Source organism: Mycolicibacterium baixiangningiae, assembly GCF_016313185.1.
Taxonomy (GTDB): domain Bacteria; phylum Actinomycetota; class Actinomycetes; order Mycobacteriales; family Mycobacteriaceae; genus Mycobacterium; species Mycobacterium baixiangningiae.
The window spans coordinates 2,081,598-2,098,262 of record NZ_CP066218.1; the positions used below are offsets into that span (position 1 = coordinate 2,081,598).

Annotated in this window: 17 protein-coding genes and 2 tRNA genes; 11 read left to right on the top strand and 8 right to left on the bottom strand. The window is 67.1% G+C overall.

What is annotated here, in order from left to right; translation table 11 throughout:
• The first annotated feature begins 7 nt into the window (after positions 1-7).
• The 4 genes from acpS to erm(46) all read left to right on the top strand — a co-directional run bounded on the left by acpS (position 8) and on the right by erm(46) (position 3,731).
• On the top strand, positions 8-400 hold the full coding sequence (gene acpS, locus I7X18_RS09795) for a holo-ACP synthase AcpS (RefSeq protein WP_011561029.1): 393 nt from the start codon (positions 8-10) through the stop codon (positions 398-400).
• 73 nt (positions 401-473) lie between these two features.
• Positions 474-1,298: a formate/nitrite transporter family protein gene (locus I7X18_RS09800; RefSeq protein ID WP_193047081.1), complete on the top strand. Its 825-nt coding sequence runs from the start codon at positions 474-476 to the stop codon at positions 1,296-1,298.
• A 100-nt stretch (positions 1,299-1,398) separates the two neighbouring features.
• Positions 1,399-2,745 (top strand): dipeptidase, encoded by a 1,347-nt coding sequence (locus tag I7X18_RS09805; protein ID WP_193047082.1) that lies wholly within the window; start codon positions 1,399-1,401, stop codon positions 2,743-2,745.
• 209 nt (positions 2,746-2,954) lie between these two features.
• Entirely contained in the window at positions 2,955-3,731 is a 777-nt protein-coding gene (erm(46), locus tag I7X18_RS09810; protein ID WP_193047083.1) for a 23S rRNA (adenine(2058)-N(6))-methyltransferase Erm(46), read from the top strand.
• On the opposite strand, the gene bcp is transcribed toward erm(46), so the two are convergent.
• On the bottom strand, positions 3,728-4,201 hold the full coding sequence (bcp, locus tag I7X18_RS09815) for a thioredoxin-dependent thiol peroxidase (protein ID WP_193047084.1): 474 nt from the start codon (positions 4,199-4,201) through the stop codon (positions 3,728-3,730). The genes erm(46) and bcp overlap by 4 nt on opposite strands.
• Before the next feature lie 115 nt (positions 4,202-4,316).
• On the opposite strand from bcp, the gene I7X18_RS09820 reads away from it, so the two are divergent.
• A complete protein-coding gene (locus I7X18_RS09820; RefSeq protein ID WP_193047085.1) occupies positions 4,317-4,541 on the top strand; it encodes a DUF3618 domain-containing protein in 225 nt (74 codons plus the stop codon).
• Positions 4,542-5,876: 1,335 nt separating this feature from the next.
• On the opposite strand, the gene I7X18_RS09825 is transcribed toward I7X18_RS09820, so the two are convergent.
• Both I7X18_RS09825 and I7X18_RS09830 read right to left on the bottom strand, forming a co-directional pair.
• Positions 5,877-6,206: a hypothetical protein gene (locus tag I7X18_RS09825; RefSeq protein ID WP_193047086.1), complete on the bottom strand. Its 330-nt coding sequence runs from the start codon at positions 6,204-6,206 to the stop codon at positions 5,877-5,879.
• A gap of 328 nt (positions 6,207-6,534) precedes the next feature.
• A tRNA-Lys gene (locus tag I7X18_RS09830) sits at positions 6,535-6,610 on the bottom strand.
• Between the two features lie 160 nt (positions 6,611-6,770).
• Between I7X18_RS09830 and I7X18_RS09835 the strand changes: the two genes are divergently transcribed.
• On the top strand, positions 6,771-7,991 hold the full coding sequence (locus I7X18_RS09835; protein WP_193047087.1) for a L,D-transpeptidase: 1,221 nt from the start codon (positions 6,771-6,773) through the stop codon (positions 7,989-7,991).
• A 64-nt stretch (positions 7,992-8,055) separates the two neighbouring features.
• On the opposite strand, the gene I7X18_RS09840 is transcribed toward I7X18_RS09835, so the two are convergent.
• The 3 genes from I7X18_RS09840 to cmrA form a co-directional block, all read right to left on the bottom strand.
• Positions 8,056-8,128 (bottom strand) — tRNA-His (locus I7X18_RS09840).
• A 58-nt stretch (positions 8,129-8,186) separates the two neighbouring features.
• Complete coding sequence (gene orn, locus I7X18_RS09845; protein ID WP_193047088.1) at positions 8,187-8,816, bottom strand: oligoribonuclease; 630 nt, start codon at positions 8,814-8,816, stop codon at positions 8,187-8,189.
• Positions 8,817-8,943: 127 nt separating this feature from the next.
• Positions 8,944-9,753, bottom strand: a complete 810-nt coding sequence (gene cmrA, locus I7X18_RS09850; RefSeq protein ID WP_193047089.1) for a mycolate reductase — start codon at positions 9,751-9,753, stop codon at positions 8,944-8,946.
• Between the two features lie 25 nt (positions 9,754-9,778).
• Between cmrA and I7X18_RS09855 the strand changes: the two genes are divergently transcribed.
• On the top strand, positions 9,779-11,137 hold the full coding sequence (locus I7X18_RS09855) for an MFS transporter (RefSeq protein WP_232375448.1): 1,359 nt from the start codon (positions 9,779-9,781) through the stop codon (positions 11,135-11,137).
• On the opposite strand, the gene I7X18_RS09860 is transcribed toward I7X18_RS09855, so the two are convergent.
• The gene (locus tag I7X18_RS09860; protein ID WP_193047091.1) at positions 11,105-11,875 is read right to left on the bottom strand and encodes an MmpS family transport accessory protein; all 771 of its coding nucleotides are present in this window, start codon (positions 11,873-11,875) and stop codon (positions 11,105-11,107) included. The genes I7X18_RS09855 and I7X18_RS09860 overlap by 33 nt on opposite strands.
• A 123-nt stretch (positions 11,876-11,998) precedes the next feature.
• Between I7X18_RS09860 and I7X18_RS09865 the strand changes: the two genes are divergently transcribed.
• The 3 genes from I7X18_RS09865 (at position 11,999) to I7X18_RS09875 (ending at position 14,386) form a co-directional block, all read left to right on the top strand.
• A complete protein-coding gene (locus I7X18_RS09865) occupies positions 11,999-13,891 on the top strand; it encodes an alpha/beta hydrolase family protein (RefSeq protein ID WP_226863970.1) in 1,893 nt (630 codons plus the stop codon).
• A gap of 91 nt (positions 13,892-13,982) precedes the next feature.
• A complete protein-coding gene (locus tag I7X18_RS09870) occupies positions 13,983-14,192 on the top strand; it encodes a hypothetical protein (RefSeq protein ID WP_193047093.1) in 210 nt (69 codons plus the stop codon).
• 38 nt (positions 14,193-14,230) lie between these two features.
• Positions 14,231-14,386 (top strand): DUF6131 family protein, encoded by a 156-nt coding sequence (locus I7X18_RS09875; RefSeq protein ID WP_193047094.1) that lies wholly within the window; start codon positions 14,231-14,233, stop codon positions 14,384-14,386.
• Positions 14,387-14,392: 6 nt separating this feature from the next.
• Here the strand turns inward: I7X18_RS09875 and I7X18_RS09880 are convergent, their stop codons facing one another.
• Entirely contained in the window at positions 14,393-15,016 is a 624-nt protein-coding gene (locus I7X18_RS09880; RefSeq protein ID WP_193047095.1) for an SACE_7040 family transcriptional regulator, read from the bottom strand.
• 94 nt (positions 15,017-15,110) lie between these two features.
• On the opposite strand from I7X18_RS09880, the gene I7X18_RS09885 reads away from it, so the two are divergent.
• Positions 15,111-16,661, top strand: a complete 1,551-nt coding sequence (locus tag I7X18_RS09885) for a carboxyl transferase domain-containing protein (RefSeq protein WP_193047096.1) — start codon at positions 15,111-15,113, stop codon at positions 16,659-16,661.
• Positions 16,662-16,665 lie beyond the last annotated feature (4 nt).

Here is a 16,665-nt window from a genome sequence, read left to right on the forward strand (position 1 = left end):
TCACTGCGTGGCGATAGTCGGCGTGGGCATCGATCTGGTATCCATTCCGGATTTCGCGGAGCAGGTGGACCGTCCGGGGACGGTGTTCGCCGAGACGTTCACCCCCGGGGAGCGCCGCGACGCCGCCGACAAGAGTTCGTCGGCGGCGCGGCACCTCGCGGCGCGCTGGGCGGCGAAGGAAGCGGTCATCAAGGCGTGGTCGGGGTCGCGGTTCGCCAAGCGGCCCGCGCTTCCGGAAGGTATCCACCGCGACATCGAGGTGGTCACCGACATGTGGGGCCGGCCGAAGGTGCGGCTCACCGGTGACATCGCCGAGCACCTCAGGGAGGCGACCATCCATGTGTCGCTGACGCACGAGGGGGATACGGCGGCGGCTGTGGCGGTCATCGAGGAGCCCTGAGCCGCGCGGCCGCTTGACCATTCGCGCATCGGGTACCCCTGCGGATCGTGACACCGAACCGTGAGGATCCATCGTGAGCGAGACCAGCCAGCGCGAGCTGGGTGATTCGGACAGTCCCATCGAGGACGCGCTCGAACACGCCTTCCAGCGCATGGTCGACGAAGGCACCCAACGGTTGCACCGCAACTGGCGGGAAGTGTTGATCACCGGATTCTTCGGCGGCACCGAGATCGCCGTCGGCGTCCTCGCCTACCTGTCGGTTCTGCACGCCACGCACAATCCGCTGCTGGCCGGGCTGGCGTTCTCGGTCGGTTTCCTCGCACTGCTGCTGGGTCGCAGCGAACTGTTCACCGAGGGCTTCCTGGTGCCCGTCACCACCGTGGCGGCCAAACGCGCCGGCGTCGGGCAGCTGCTCAAACTGTGGAGCGGCACGCTGGTCGCGAACCTCGTCGGCGGCTGGGTGCTGATGTGGCTGATCATGACGGCGTTCCCGAAGTTGCACGCGCAGACCATCGAGTCGGCCTCCCACTACGCGACCGCACCGCTGTCGGCGGAGACGTTCGCCCTCGCGCTGCTCGGCGGCATGGTGATCACGCTGATGACGCGGATGCAGCACGGCACCGATTCGGTGGTCGGGAAGATCGCCGCGGCCGTCGCGGGCGCCTTCCTGCTGGCCGGGTTGCAGATGTTCCACTCGATCCTGGACTCGCTGTTGATCTTCGGGGCGATGATCGCCGGCGATGCGCCGTTCGGTTACCTCGACTGGCTTCAGTGGTTCGGTTACACCGTGGCCGGCAACATCCTCGGCGGGCTGGGCCTGGTGACGCTGTTGCGGCTGCTGCGCAGCAAGGACCGGCTGCAGCAGGAGCGCAGTGAGGCGGACGCCGAGTCGGACTGAGAATTCCCCCGCGAGCAGACACAGAATCGCCCTTTTCGACGCCGCGGAGGGCGATTTTGCGTCTGCTCGCGGGGGAGGGCGACCTACTACGCTCGTGTCCATGAGCGACGTGGTGGCACGGGTGCAGGAGGTTCTACCGTCGGTCCGATCCGATCTGGAGGATCTGGTCCGCATCGAGTCGGTGTGGGCCGATCCGGAGCGGAGGGACGAGGTGCAGCGCAGCGCGCAGGCGGTGGCCGACCTGCTCGGCGCGGCCGGTTTCGACGACGTCCGCATCGTCGCCGAGGGTGGAGCGCCCGCGGTGATCGCCCGTCATCCCGCGCCTCCTGGTGCGCCGACGGTGCTGCTGTACGCCCACCACGACGTGCAGCCGGAAGGCGATGCGGGCCAATGGTCGTCGCCGCCGTTCGAACCCACCGAGCGGGACGGGCGGCTGTACGGCCGCGGGACGGCCGACGACAAGGCCGGTATCGCCACGCATCTGGCGGCGTTTCGCGCTTTCGGTGGTCAGCCGCCGGTCGGGGTGACGGTGTTCGTCGAGGGCGAGGAGGAGTCCGGCTCACCGTCGTTGGCGAATCTGCTTGCCGCGCACAAGGATCTACTGGCCGCCGACGTGATCGTCATCGCCGACTCCGACAACTGGAGCACCGACCGGCCGGCGCTCACCGTCTCGCTGCGCGGCCTGGCCGACTGCGTGGTCGAGGTGGCCACCCTCGACCACGGCCTGCATTCGGGGCTGTGGGGTGGCGTGGTGCCCGACGCGCTGAGCGTGCTGGTCCGGCTGCTGGCCAGCCTGCACGACGACGACGGGAATGTGGCGGTCGCCGGTCTGCACGAGGATGCGGGGCCAGCCGACTCCGGAATCAACGCAGACCGCGGCGGGGCCTGGGTGCGCGAGGAGTCCGGCCTGCTGCCCGGGGTCGGCGAAATAGGTTCGGGCTCAGTGGTGCAACGGCTGTGGGCCAAGCCGGCGATCACGGTGATCGGTATCGACACCACTCCGATCGGGAAATCGTCGAACACGCTGATCCCGCGGGCGCGGGCGAAGATCAGCATGCGGGTCGCGCCGGGCGGTGACGCGCGGGCACACCTCGAGGCACTGACCCGCCACCTCGAAGCGCGCGTGCCGTGGGGTGCGCAACTGACGGTGACACCGGGCGACATCGGCCAGCCGTACGCGATCGACGCGTCCGGACCGGTGTACGACGCGGCCCGCGCCGCGTTCACCCAGGCGTGGGGCGCCGACCCGGTGGACATGGGGATGGGCGGGTCGATCCCGTTCATCGCCGAGTTCGCCGCCGCGTTCCCGGACGCGACGATCCTGGTCACCGGTGTTGAGGATCCGGGGACGCAGGCGCACAGCGTGAACGAGAGCCTGCATCTCGGTGTCCTCGAGCGTGCGGCCACCGCGGAGGCGCTGCTGCTGGAGAAGCTCGGAAAGGGCTGAGCAACCCGGGAAATAATCGCGTGCCGATGACGCCGCGTTTTTGTATGGTGCAGCCGTGGGGAACACGAACATGGCAGTGACCAGGATCCGCCGCTTCTAGCGGCGGAGAGCAATTTTCACCAGGCTCCGCCGCATTCAGCACCTTCAGTTGCTGGGCGGCGTACTCATGCTGCCCGGGCCATCCCACCATCGCCCGGAGTTCCCATCCCATGCCTACCTACCGTCCCGGACGTCACGAGCTCGGCCAAAACTTCCTCACCGACCCCGAAGCGGTCGACACGATCGTCAGCCTCATCTCGCAGACAGCCGGGCCGATCGTCGAAATCGGCTCCGGGGGAGGGGCTTTGACGCTACCGATGCAGGCTCTGCGGCGACCGATCACAGCGATCGAGATCGATCCGCGGCTTGCGCGAACGCTTGCGCGCCGAGTCGATCCGCCCACGACGATCGTGCCCGGCGACTTCATGCACTACCGGCTGCCGCGCACGCCACACGTCATCGTGGGAAACCTGCCGTTCCACCAAACCACCGCGATACTGCGGCACCTCCTCCACGCCGACCACTGGACGGCAGCGGTCCTGCTGCTCCAGTGGGAGGTCGCGCGCCGCCGCGCCGCTGTCGGCGGGGCGACGATGATGACCGCGCAGTGGTGGCCGTGGTACGTCTTCGACCTGGCCGGCCGTGTGCCCGCGGCGGCGTTCACGCCGAGACCCGGCGTCGACGCAGGCCTGCTGAAGATCACCCGGCGCAGCGATCCACTCGTCGATGCCGCGCGGCGTCGCCGCTACAAGGCCTTCGTTCACAGCGTGTTCACGAGCAAGGGCCGTGGGCTGCACGAGATCCTGCCGAGAGTCGCCGGCTCCTCGGCCAAGGCTGCGGTCCGGAAGTGGCTGGCCGGCCAACGCTTCCGGGGCACACCGCTGCCGCGCGATCTATCCGCCCCACAGTGGGCCGAGGTGTTCGCGATCGTCGATCGATATGGCTAGACCTTGATGTCGCGGCGCAGTTTGGCGACGTGGCCGGTGGCGCGCACGTTGTACTGCGCCTCGGCGATCTTGCCGTCCTCGTCGACGAGGAACGTCGACCGGATGACGCCCTGGACGGTCTTGCCGTACATCGTCTTCTCCCCGAATGCGCCCCAGGCGGTGAGGACTTCTTTGTCGGGGTCGGACAGCAGTGGGAAGGTCAGCTTTTCGGTGTCGCGGAACTTAGCCAGTTTGGCCGGCTTGTCGGGGGAGATGCCGACGACGTCGACCCCCGCGCCGTTGAGTTCGGTCAGGCTGTCCCGGAAATCGCACGCCTGCTTGGTGCAGCCGGGCGTGGACGCAGCGGGGTAGAAGTAGACGATCACCTTGCGGCCCTTGTAATCCGCCAAGGAGACGGTGTTGCCGTCGGCGTCGGGCAGGCTGAAGCCGGGTGCGGTGTCGCCCACCGACAGGCGAGGGGTCTGGGGCATGCCTTGAAATCCCTTCTGGTCGACCGGTGCCGTCCGGGTCGCACCGGCTGATCTAGGGTAGTTCGGCAAGACGGGAACCAGACTGGGGACCCAGCACGGACTTGGAGGACATGACGTGGCGGACCGGGATCCCGATGCCATCAAGAAGGACATCGACGTGGCGCGCGACCAGTTGGCGCTGACCGTCGACTCCCTGGCGGAGCGGGCCAACCCGCGCCGGCTGGCTGACGACGTCAAGACCAAGGTGATCGGGTTCGTGTCCCAGCCGCCGGTGGCGGCCTCCCTGGCAGGCGTCGCGCTGCTCATCGTGGTGGTGGCGTTGCGGCGGTCCCGCCGCTAGGGCTCCTCAGCGCCGACGAGACGGCAGGAGCCAGTCGGCGAGCGAGAGGCGCGGGGGGTTGGCGCGCCGGCCCAGCCGACTGCAACTCACCACTGAAAGCGGTCCGTGTGCAGCAACGTCGCCGCCCGGCGTCGAGTCGGGGGTGCGCGGAACGCGTGCTGTGGACATCAGCTAAGACCCCATTCCGTCGGTGCGTGTTGTGCCGCAAACTTGCCAGCTAACGACTGACGGTACCAGTCATCTCCGCAATGTGCCAGCTTGTGATGCGAAAATGTGGGCCACGCCATGCTACAAGCAACCTCGCCAGCGCCGAGTGGCACACCCAGAGTGGCTTCGTAGTGTGAAAGCAGCACATCGGTCGTCGCTGGGCGGAGGAGCGGGGCCGGCCACGGTGCTGCCGGTTGCACGCCGCGCGTGCACGCCGGGCGCGGAAACGAAACTACGTTGGCAGGTATCGAGCTCTGTGGTGCTCCATGTCAGCTCCGGTCACGATGAAACTGCGCGGCTTGCTCTGGCCGCGCTCGCGCCCCGGCCAACTGTTATTCGCGCGTGACAGAGCGCCGACGGGGATCGAATTCGTGACCGTCAAATCCGGGCACGCGCCGAGGTTCGAGGGCGATGACCATCGGCGTATAAACGCCTGGGCATGCGGCGGTCTGCCAGCGACCATCACGGTGTGTCTCCCCGCTTCGCGTACACACGGAACGAGTAACGATCACTGGCACCAACGGGTCACCAGCAGGAGCCGCGACGGGACGGGACGGGACGGCGGAGTCTGTCCCCGAGAGCAGCCGGCAGGGACCATTCAGGCCAAAGGAAGCGGCTGGCCGATCCGACGGGGGTGCCGCGGCCCTTGAGCTGCGGTGCGACACGCTTGAGGGGCCGGTTCACCGACTACGGTCGCTCCTCGCTGTGCCGCACCGGGCGGGTAAGCGGCCGTGGGCCTGGGCCATTAGTCATCGTAGCGCTGTGCTACGCGTAGCGTACCGACGCCTTCAATCTCGACGTGCTTCGCCTCGGACACAGCGCGGAATTCTGTGACGGGAGTATCGGTCAACACTGAGGAAGCGACCCCGCCGGGGGCGTCTTCGACGATGCGCACACGGAGGGTGTCAGCATCGCTTCCCGACTCCTCCAAGTGCGCCGCGTATCCCGTCGTGGGGCAAACTCCCTCGCCTCTGACAACCACGTACGGACCCATTCCGTCAAGGACAATGTGCGAATATGCTTCAAACTTATCGAGTGACCATTGACATTTCAAATTGTTCATTTTACCTCTAATGTCGGTCTTGCCGTTCGATCGGATTGTCACGAACCAGATTCATGCGGACGCATTCAGTGCACGCACTTGACATCGATTGTCTTGCCCTCGACGGCGTCCCCTTCCGGACTGCCGAGGACGGTGAATGCCACCTGCTCATACTCGAAATCCGTTTCCTCGGTCCACGTCACATCGATCGTGGTCAGAGCCTCGGGCGACCCACCGTCGTGGGTTGCTTCCAACTCAAGTAAAAGCATCTTCGGGTTGATCCCTTGAGGCTCACTCCTGCGCACTGCAACCGACCAGCCTTCCGTCCGAAATTGCGCTTGTCCGCTGGCTGTCAGTGTCTTGGGCTTCCCTGGCATGTGGTCGTGGAAGGCAGTCCATTCCCCGATTAGCTCCATCTTCGTTGCTTCCTCCCCGCAGAGTTTTATGACCAGTCGATACTGACACCGACGGCGCATGTCTGTAGGCAAATTGACGAGTCTACATATGAAAGTTCCCGTGGGGCATTTTGTTAGCGCACGGCTGCGAGTGGAGACGGATAAAATTGGTGACCGCCCGCCGTTTGTCGCCGTCCGCCTTGAACCCAAGCCCCTCGCTCAAAGCGCGGAGGGTGACACGGAAAGTGAACGGCTGGTCAACGGCGCCGTCGGGTGATCGTGTGCCCTGTGTGACGGCGCGAAAGGTGTCTCGAAACAACGAAACCCCGCCGAAGCAGGGCTTTCGTTGTGGTGCGCCGTCAGGGTTTCGAACCCCGGACCCGCTGATTAAGAGTCAGCTGCTCTACCAACTGAGCTAACGGCGCGCGGGAGAGACATTAACAGGCCACCGGCCGGGACGTGAAATCGCGGCCTCAGAAGGGTCCCGAGCGAATCTCGGCGGCGCGCCCCATGTCGGACCTGCCAGTAGACTGTGGCCGACGAATCCGCGCGAAGTAGAACTCTGGGTGTGAGGTGGGGAAGACAATGTGGCAGGTCGGTTCGGTGACCCGTCCGCGTCGGCAACGAGCCTGGTGGGCGGGCATGCTGGTGGTTCCCGCCGTCGTGCTGGGGCTCACCTCCTGCTCGAGTGGCTCCGAACCGGAGACCCCGCAGGTGATCTCCGACAAGGGCACCCCGTTCGGTGACCTGCTGGTGCCGAAGCTCACTTCTTCGGTGACCGACGGCGCAGTGGGTGTCGCGGTCGACAGCCCGGTCACCATCGGCGCCGAGGGCGGCGTGCTCGGCTCGGTCACGATGGTCAACGAGGACGGCGACGCGGTCGCGGGCAAGCTGAGCCCGGACGGTCTCACCTGGGCCACCACCGAACCGCTCGGCTACAACAAGAGCTACACGCTGACGGCGAAGTCGATGGGCCTCGGCGGGGTCGCCAGCCGGCAGATGACGTTCGAGACGCATTCGCCGGAGAACCTGACGATGCCCTACGTACTTCCCAACGAGGGTGAGGTTGTCGGGGTGGGCCAGCCGCTGGCCGTCCGGTTCGATGAGAACATCTCCAACCGGTTGGCCGCGCAGCGCGCGATCACGGTGAAGACCGAACCGCCTGTCGAGGGCGCCTTCTACTGGCTGAGCAACCGGGAAGTCCGCTGGCGTCCCGCCGAGTACTGGCAGCCGGGCACGAAGGTGTCGGTGGCGGTCAACACCTACGGCGTCGACCTCGGTGACGGTCTGTTCGGCCAGGACAACGTCAAGACCGAGTTCACGATCGGGGACCAGGTCATCGCAACCGCCGACGATTCCACGAAGACGCTGACGGTCCGGCGCAACGGCGAGGTCATCAAGACCATGCCGATCTCGATGGGCAAGAACAGCACCCCGACCGACAACGGCACTTACATCATCGGGGACCGGTATTCGCACCTGGTGATGGACTCGTCCACCTACGGGGTTGCTGTGAACTCGCCCAACGGCTACCGCACCGAAGTGGACTGGGCCACTCAGATGTCCTACAGCGGCATCTATGTCCACGCCGCGCCGTGGTCGGTCGGCAGCCAGGGTCACAGCAATGTCAGCCACGGCTGCCTCAATGTGAGCCCGGCGAACGGGAAGTGGTTCTACGACAACACCAAACGCGGCGACATCGTCGAGGTCGTGAACACCGTCGGTTCGGTGTTGCCCGGCACGGACGGTCTCGGCGACTGGAACATCCCGTGGGAGCAGTGGAAGGCCGGCAACGCCGGAGTCTGAGCCGCCCCGCCGCATACGAAGAAGCGCCTCACCCTTGCGGGGTGAGGCGCTTCTTCGTACTGCGGGTGGCTGACGGGACTCGAACCCGCGACAGCCAGGATCACAACCTGGTGCTCTACCAACTGAACTACAGCCACCATCGCTGCTGACCCATCGGGCCGTGCAGCGACGTCGATCTTAACCGGTCGGGTGCCCTCAGGCCGAATCGGTTTCCGTCGCGTCGCTCCCGGGCGGGCCGAGCTCGGCCGCGATCGCGGCGATGTCGCTGGTCGACGGGCCCGGGGGAGCGACGAACGCGGTCTGCCGGTAGTACTTCAGTTCGCGGATCGACTCGTGGATGTCGGCCAGCGCCCGGTGCGAAAGCCCCTTCGCCGGCTGACCGAAGTAGATCCGCGGATACCACCGGCGGCACAGCTCCTTGATGGAGCTGACGTCGATCATCCGGTAGTGCAGGTACTCGTCGAGTTTCGCCATGTCGCGCGCGATGAACCCGCGGTCGGTGGCGATCGAATTGCCGGCCAGCGGCGCCGTCTTGGCCTGCTTGACGTGTCCGCGGATGAAGTCGAGCACCATCTCCTCGGCCGTCGCGAGGTCGACCGTCGACGCGCGCACTTCCTGGATCAGACCCGACCGGGTGTGCATATCGGTCACCACCGGGATCATGGCGTCCAGCGCCTCGTCGGGCGCGTGGATGACCACGTCAAGTCCCTCGCCCAGGATGTTCAGGTCGGCATCGGTGACCAGCACCGCGATCTCGATGAGCCGATCTTTACTCAGATCCAGCCCGGTCATCTCGCAGTCGATCCACACCAATTCGTCACGCACAGGGCCTCAGGGTATTCGCCCCCGCTGAATCCGCACGCGGACACCCGCCGCTAGTCGCCGCGAAACAGCGTCCAGGGTCATCAAGACGCGTGCTTGGTGACCGGGAATGCTGTTTCGCGCGCGGCGCTCAGTTGTCGCCGCCGAGCTTCTTGTAGACCGCTCCGACGATGGGCGTGACGATCGCGCGCGGGGCGTAACCGCTGGCGACCGACATGGCTTTCGACGTCACCCCCGGCACCACCCGCATCTTGTTGCGTTCCAGGCTGTCGAGCGAGAGCTTCGCCGTGTATTCGGTGGAGATCCACAGGAAGTCGGGAATGATCTTCTCCACCAGCGACTGCTCGTGTTCGTCGGGCAGCGTCTCGCGCACCGGGCCGGGCGCCAGCACCGTCACGTGGACACCGGCGCCCTTGAGTTCGCCGCGCAGCGATTCGCTGAACGTGTTGACGAACGCCTTGCTCGCCGCGTAGGTCGCGTTGTTGGGGATCGGGGAGTTCCCGGCCGCCGACCCGGAGATCAGGATGCCGCCGGCCCCACGCGCCACCATCCCCGGCACCACGGCGAGCACCAGGTCGTGCACGCCCAGCACGTTCAGCTGCACCTGAGCCTTCTCGCCCGCGGGATCGAGCTTGGCGACGGGGCCGAACGTGGCGGTGCCCGCGTTGGCGCACAGGATGGAGATCTCCCGGCCGGCCAGCTCGTCGCACAGTTCGGCGCGCGCCGTCGGGTCGGCCAGGTCGACCGGTCGCACCTCGACGGTGACGCCGTAGCGCTCGGTCAGCCGTTGCGCCAGCGCGGTGAGTACGTCCTCGCGGCGGGCGGTGATGATCAGGTGGTGTCCGCGGGCGGCCAATTCGGTGGCCAGCGCTTCGCCGATGTTCTGAGAGGCGCCGGTCACGACCGCGCGGGCATCGGGGCGGGGGGCGGGTACTGGCATGCGCCGGACTATATCGTGGGCGAGCGTGACCCAACCTGCACCGGCCAGCCCACCATCGGCGCCGGTCGCCAGCCGATCCCGGGTGCTGGCGTGGGCGCTGTGGGACTGCGGCAACACCGGTATGAACGCGATCGTCGCCACGTTCGTGTTCGCGGTGTATCTCACCGGTGCGGTGGGATCGGATCTACCGGGGGACACCTCGGCCACCAGTTGGCTCGGCCGCGCGATGACCGTGGCGGGTCTGGTGGTGGCCGTTCTGGCGCCGGTGACCGGGGTGTGGGTGCAGGCCCCGCGGCGACGACGCGCTGTGCTGACGGTGCTGACCGGCGCCGCGGTGCTGCTGACCGCGTCGATGAGCCTCATCCGCGACGACCACCGCTACCTGTGGGCGGGGCTGGTGCTGCTGGCCTGCACCGCCGCGTGCGGCGATCTGGCCAGCGTGCCCTACAACACAATGCTCCGGCAGTTGGCCGGCCCGCAGACTTCGGGCCGGATCTCCGGATTGGGCTGGGCGGCGGGCTATCTGGGTAGCGTCGTCCTGCTCTTGCTGGTCTACCTGGGCTTCGTCGCCGGCGACGGTGACACCCGCGGTCTGCTCGGGCTGCCGGTCTCTGACGGCCAGAACATCCGCGCGGCCATGCTGCTGGCCGCCGCCTGGTTCCTGCTGTTCGCCCTGCCGCTGCTGCTCACCGTGCCGCCGCACGTGCCCGGGCCCGACGATGACGAAGCGCCCCCCACCGGGGTGTTCTCCGCGTACCGCAAGCTGTGGACCGAGGTCGTCGGCGAATGGCGGCGCGACCGCAACGTCATCTACTACCTGCTCGCCAGCGCGGTGTTCCGCGACGGCCTTGCCGGGGTGTTCGCGTTCGGTGCGGTGCTCGGCGTGAGCGTCTACGGCATCTCCGAGGCCGACGTCCTGCTGTTCGGGGTGAGCGCGTGCGTGGTCGCCGCGGTCGGTGCGGCGATCGGCGGTCTGCTCGACGACCGGGTCGGCTCCAAACCGGTCATCGTGGTGTCGCTGATCGCGATGATCGTGGCCGGTCTGACGCTGCTGAGCCTGTCCGGTGCGTCGGCGTTCTGGGTGTGCGGGCTGCTGCTGTGCTTGTTCATCGGGCCCACGCAGTCCTCCGCGCGCACGCTGATGCTGCGCATGTCGGCCGCGGGCAAGGAGGGCGTCGCGTTCGGGCTGTACACCACCACCGGCCGCGCGGTGGCGTTCCTCGCGCCGTGGCTGTTCTTCATGTTCATCGACTTCTTCGGCAGCGACCGCGCGGGCATGGGCGGATTGTGTGTGGTGCTGGCCGTCGGACTGCTGGCCATGCTGGCGGTGCGGGTCCCGCGTCGCGAAACGTCAGCGCATGCCGACGCAGAAGGTCAGCCCTGACCCGGTGTTCTGCTGAATCTGCGCGCCGTTGATCGCCACCGAGCACGTGACGTCGCGTCCGACGTTGATGATGCTGATGCGCGCCGAGCTGCGGGCCGGTGACGGCAACTCCACCTGCTTGCTCCACGGCAACGCCACGTTGAACTCCGTCTGCGGCACCCCGCCGGTGTCGGTGTAGGTGATGTTGATGACGCGCCCCTCCCCGATGACGTCGTAGGTCACGGTCTCGGTCGTCCCCGACGGCGCCGAGGTGGGCGGGGCGGATGACGGTGGCGTGGTCGGCAGGGGCACCACCGGGGTGGGCGTGCGTGTCGGGGTGGTGGGGCGCGGGGAGGTCGTCGCAGTGGGCTCCGGCATCGACGGTGCGGGTGCCACGACCGTCTGCTGGCGTGAGCTGTTGGCGATGACGAGCGCGATCACCAGCGCGACGACGAGCAGAACCACCGCGCCCGCGAGGACCCACAACCACATCGGGGATTTGGGGCCTTCGGGAGGCGGTTGCTGCGGCGCGCCGGGGGGATACCCGGGCCCGTACTGCCCGGTCGCGTACGGGTCGTATCCGTACTGGCCGTACTGGTAATACGGCGACAGCCGCTCGGTGGGATTCGGCGCGGCGGGAGGCTGGTACGGCGGACCGTACGGGGGCTGGTTGGCATACGCCGGGTCCGGCGGACCCTGGTAGTTGTTCCCCCGCTGTTGGGTCGGCTCGGCGCCGTCACGACGTGGTGACTCGGTCATACCCACCTCATGGTCGCAGGGTACCTGCGGATCCAGTCGCGCCGTCGCGGTGTTGGGTGTGCCGGTGCTTGCAGACGCCGATACCGTCGGGTGGGTGGCCGTCCGGTCACCGTGGCAGAGACGATGGAGAATCAACGGGTGAGACGTCAGGTGCGGGCGAACTACGGTGCCTCGCTATCGCCGGATGCGACGGCGTTCGCCCACCTCGTCGACGACGGCGGCTTCCCGCGGGCGGTGCAGCGGTTCCTGCTCGGCTGGAGGGCGAGTTCCTCGCGAGACGTCGAACTCCCGGTCGAGGGCCCGGTCGTGCGGGTTCTGCACTCGGCCGATGGGCACTGGCTGGCCTGCCAGGTCGCCCCCGCCGGTAGTGACCGATTCCAGATCTGGGTCGTCACAACCGATCCCGACGATCGCGATGCACGCCGGATCGACTCCTGGCCCGAGGGGCACCCGGAGGGCAGTGCCGAACTCATCGGCTGGGACGGCACACAGGTCGCGGCCATCCTCACCGGTGAGGACGGTGTCGGCAGCTCCTGCCTGATCAACCCGGCCGACGGCTACGCCACCGTCTTGGACCGCCGCTCGGGAGGCCGGTTGGTCGACGCCTGGGCCGGTGCAGCACTGGTGCGGGTCGGGCCACGCGGCTACCGGGATCTCATCATGCTGCGCGGGCAGACCGAGATGGCGCTGCTGCCCTACGATCCCGGGTCGACCACCGACATGGGTTTCATCCTCGACGACCACAGCCCACGGCGTCTGCGATCGGGTCCGGCCGGTGAGACGTTCGAGCTGTACCACCCGGCCAAGGACTACGGACTCAACAGTTCCGAGGGCTACGTGCGGGCGTTGATCCGCAGCGACAACGGCGGTTCGCACACCCGCCTGATCGAGGTCACCGCCACCGAGGGGGGCGTGTCCTATCACGTCGTCGCCGAGAAGCCGGGCTACGACCTCGACGAATTCGTGGTCAGCGACGATCTGTCGACCGTCGCGATGCTGTGGAATCTCAACGGCTGCAGCGAACTCCAGATTCTCGAGTACCTGGACAACACGCTGTCGGGTCCGATCCCGCTGCCCGGGCTCGTCGCGACCGAACTGACCATCAGCGCAGGCGGTTCCATGGTGGCGATGACGGTCGAGAGCCCGTCGCTGCCGCCGACCGTCGAGCTGGTCGACCCGCGCTCGCGGGAATGGCAGCGGGTCGACCGCGAACCCAGTGAGGGCCCGTTGACGGCGGATCCCACGCTGGAGGTCGTCGTCGCGCGCGACGGGATGGAGCTGACGGGCTGGCTGTACCGCCCGCCCGCACCGGTCGAGCCCGTCGGCGCGATGATCTTCCTGCACGGTGGCCCGGAGGGGCAGTCCCGCCCCGGCTACAGCGAGTACTACCCGGCGCTGCTGGCGGCCGGGATCACCGTGTTCACACCGAACGTGCGGGGCTCAGGTGGATTCGGCCGTGCCTTCATGCATGCCGACGACAAGGAGTTGCGGTTCGCGGCCATCGACGACGTCGCGGACTGTGTGCACTATCTGATCGAACGTGAAGCGGTACCCGCCGACCGGATCGCATGCACCGGCTGGTCCTACGGCGGCTATCTGACGCAGGCGGCGTTGACCTTTCACCCCGAGTTGTTCGCCGCCGGCATCAGCATCTGCGGGATGAGCGATCTGAACACGTGGTATCGCAACACCGAGCCGTGGATCGCCGCGGCCGCCTATCCCAAATACGGGCATCCGGTCGGTGACCGCGACCTTCTCGAGCGGCTCTCACCGCTGTTGCGTGCCCCCGCGCTGACCGCACCGCTACTGCTGGTGCACGGCGGTAACGACACCAACGTGCCGCCGAGCGAATCGCAGCAGATGTTCGAAGCATTGCGCGCTTTGGACCGCACCGTGGAACTGCTGGTGTTCGACGACGACGGTCACGACATCGTCAAGCGGGAGAACCGCGCCGCGTTGGTCAATGCGATGACGGCATGGCTACTCAAGGCGTTCGCGCCGACCGCTGTGCACTGACTCAGGCGCTGCAGCCGCGGGTTTGGAGGATTTGCCCTCGGGGTAACCTCTGCTGCGCGTCACAGCGGCGCGGACAGGATGGAGGCACGGCATGAGAGGCATACTCGGCGTCATTGTGCTCGTCTGGTTGCTGATCGGCGTGGTGGCCGCCTTTCAGCGCGATTATTTCAAATCAGGGGACGCGAATTGTGCGACGGCAGCGAACGTGGCACTGACCGTCGTTGCGGGCCCGCTCAACTATGCGGGCGTCAACCCCAAGGTGAACTGCGCCGAGGTGCAGATTCCGCAACCCAGCCAGTAATGACTGGTGCCAACAAGTAAGTGGAGAGGGAGTAGACAGTGATTGTTCTCGGAATCATCTTGGTGGTGCTGGGATTCGTCTTGGGCATGAACATCCTGACGACCATCGGTGCGGTGCTCATCGTAGTCGGAGCGGTCTTCTGGATCCTCGGAGCGACCGGACGCGCCGTCGGAGGCCGAAAGGTCTGGTACTAACGCTTTTCAGCCATCACGGCGACCGGCCGGGGCCAGCGCCGCTACTGTCATCGCTCGCAGGACAGTGCGGAAGCTGGCCTCGGCCGCTTTGTTGGCACCGGGCTTGACGCTGTGCGGTGTCGAGTTGAGCAGACCGAACGCGGCGTGGGCCATCAGCCGCGCCTCGGCTTCCTCCAGCGTGGTGTCCAACCCGCGTAGCACCTCCACCCAGATCTCGACGTACTGCCGCTGCGCCCTGCGCACCTGACGCTTGGCCGGGTCTGGCAAGTGGCTCAGATCGCGGTCCTGGATCCGGATCAGGTCGGACTCCCCGAGCGCGAAGTCGAGGTGGAAGTCGATCAGCCCGTCGAGGGCTTCCGCGGCGTCGGCGGAACGGGCGAGCACGTCACGCGCGCCGGCGAGCAACCGGGTGCTGATCCCCACCAGCAGTTCGACGAGCAGCGCCTCCTTGTTGGGGAAGTGCCGGTAGATCGCGGGCCCGCTCACCCCCACCGCCGCGCCGATGTCCTCGAGGCGCACCGCGAGGTAACCCTTCTCGGCGACAAGGCGTTCCGCGGCGCCGATCAGCTGGCTTCGGCGGTCCGACTTCGCCTGGCTGCGGCGGGTGCTCGCGACGGAGGTCGACGCCATGGAAAGCCTCTACGGTCGGGGGTGGACATTTTGGGTTAATCGCGATTAACATACCATGAGTTAGTCGTCATTAACTCAAATGAACGGGTCATCGATGGCACCGCGGGCATCACATCGTGGCGAGCACACAGCACTCGTCGAGGAGTTGCGCACGAAGCTCGCGGTGGCGGCGCTCGGAGGGCCGGCCACATCGCGCGAACGCCACGTCGGCCGCGGCAAACTGCTGCCGCGCGACCGGGTCGACGGGCTACTGGACCCGGGTAGCCCCTTCCTCGAGATCGCCCCGCTGGCCGCCGACGGCATGTACGACGGCGAATGCCCCGGCGCAGGCATGATCGCCGGCATCGGGCGGATCTCCGGACGCGAGTGCGTCATCGTGGCCAACGACGCGACGGTCAAGGGCGGCACCTACTACCCGGTGACCGTCAAGAAGCACCTGCGCGCCCAGGAGATCGCAGGGCAGAACCGGTTGCCGTGCGTGTACCTGGTCGACTCCGGCGGTGCGTTCCTCCCGCGTCAGGACGAGGTGTTCCCGGACCGCGACCACTTCGGCCGGATCTTCTACAACCAGGCCACGCTGAGCGCCCAGGGCGTCGCGCAGATCGCCGCCGTGCTCGGATCCTGCACCGCCGGTGGGGCTTACGTGCCGGCGATGAGCGACGAAGCAGTGATCGTGCGCAATCAGGGCACGATCTTCCTCGGCGGGCCACCGCTGGTGAAGGCCGCCACCGGGGAAGTCGTCACGGCCGAAGAACTCGGCGGCGGGGATCTGCACTCCAAGACCTCCGGTGTGACCGACCACCTCGCCCACGACGACCGCGACGCGCTGCGCATCGTGCGGCGCATCGTCGGGACGCTCGGACAGGCACAGAAGCCGCCGTGGGATGTGGCCCCGACCGTGGACGCGGTGGCCGATCAGTCCGAGCTCTACGACGTCGTGCCGGTGGACTCGAAGGTTTCCTACGACGTGCACGAGGTCATCACCCGCATCGTCGACGGCGGCGAGTTCGCGGAGTTCAAGGCCGAATACGGCACCACCCTGGTCACCGGCTTCGCGCGCATCCACGGCCATCCGGTCGGCATCGTGGCCAACAACGGCGTGCTGTTCGGCGAGTCCGCGCAGAAGGGTGCGCATTTCATCGAACTGTGCGACAAACGCGTGGTGCCGTTGCTGTTCCTGCAGAACATCTCCGGATTCATGGTCGGCCGCGACTACGAGGCCTCGGGCATCGCCAAACACGGCGCGAAGATGGTCACCGCGGTGGCGTGCGCGCGGGTGCCGAAGCTCACGGTCGTCATCGGCGGCTCCTACGGGGCGGGCAACTACTCGATGTGCGGCCGCGCGTATTCGCCGCGCTTCCTGTGGATGTGGCCGAACGCGCGGATCTCGGTGATGGGCGGGGAACAGGCCGCCTCGGTGCTGGCCACCGTGCGCGGTGAGATGACGCCCGAACAGGAGCAGGAATTCAAGGCGCCGATCCGCGAGCAGTACGAGCGTCAGGGCAACCCCTACTATTCGACGGCGCGGTTGTGGGATGACGGCGTCATCGACCCCGCGGATACCAGAACCGTTGTGGGGTTGGCTCTTTCCATCGTCGGACAGGCACCTCTCGAGCCTGTCTCCTACGGCGTCTTCCGGATGTGATCGC

What these genes read in the sequence shown, in the direction of transcription:
- I7X18_RS09805 (WP_193047082.1), top strand. Translation starts at nt 1,399, where the DNA reads ATGAGCGACGTGGTGGCACGGGTGCAGGAGGTTCTACCGTCGGTCCGA.
- bcp (WP_193047084.1), bottom strand. Translation starts at nt 4,201, where the DNA reads ATGCCCCAGACCCCTCGCCTGTCGGTGGGCGACACCGCACCCGGCTTC.
- I7X18_RS09825 (WP_193047086.1), bottom strand. Translation starts at nt 6,206, where the DNA reads ATGGAGCTAATCGGGGAATGGACTGCCTTCCACGACCACATGCCAGGG.
- I7X18_RS09835 (WP_193047087.1), top strand. Translation starts at nt 6,771, where the DNA reads ATGTGGCAGGTCGGTTCGGTGACCCGTCCGCGTCGGCAACGAGCCTGG.
- cmrA (WP_193047089.1), bottom strand. Translation starts at nt 9,753, where the DNA reads ATGCCAGTACCCGCCCCCCGCCCCGATGCCCGCGCGGTCGTGACCGGC.
- I7X18_RS09860 (WP_193047091.1), bottom strand. Translation starts at nt 11,875, where the DNA reads ATGACCGAGTCACCACGTCGTGACGGCGCCGAGCCGACCCAACAGCGG.
- I7X18_RS09865 (WP_226863970.1), top strand. Translation starts at nt 11,999, where the DNA reads ATGGAGAATCAACGGGTGAGACGTCAGGTGCGGGCGAACTACGGTGCC.
- I7X18_RS09870 (WP_193047093.1), top strand. Translation starts at nt 13,983, where the DNA reads ATGAGAGGCATACTCGGCGTCATTGTGCTCGTCTGGTTGCTGATCGGC.
- I7X18_RS09880 (WP_193047095.1), bottom strand. Translation starts at nt 15,016, where the DNA reads ATGGCGTCGACCTCCGTCGCGAGCACCCGCCGCAGCCAGGCGAAGTCG.
- I7X18_RS09885 (WP_193047096.1), top strand. Translation starts at nt 15,111, where the DNA reads ATGGCACCGCGGGCATCACATCGTGGCGAGCACACAGCACTCGTCGAG.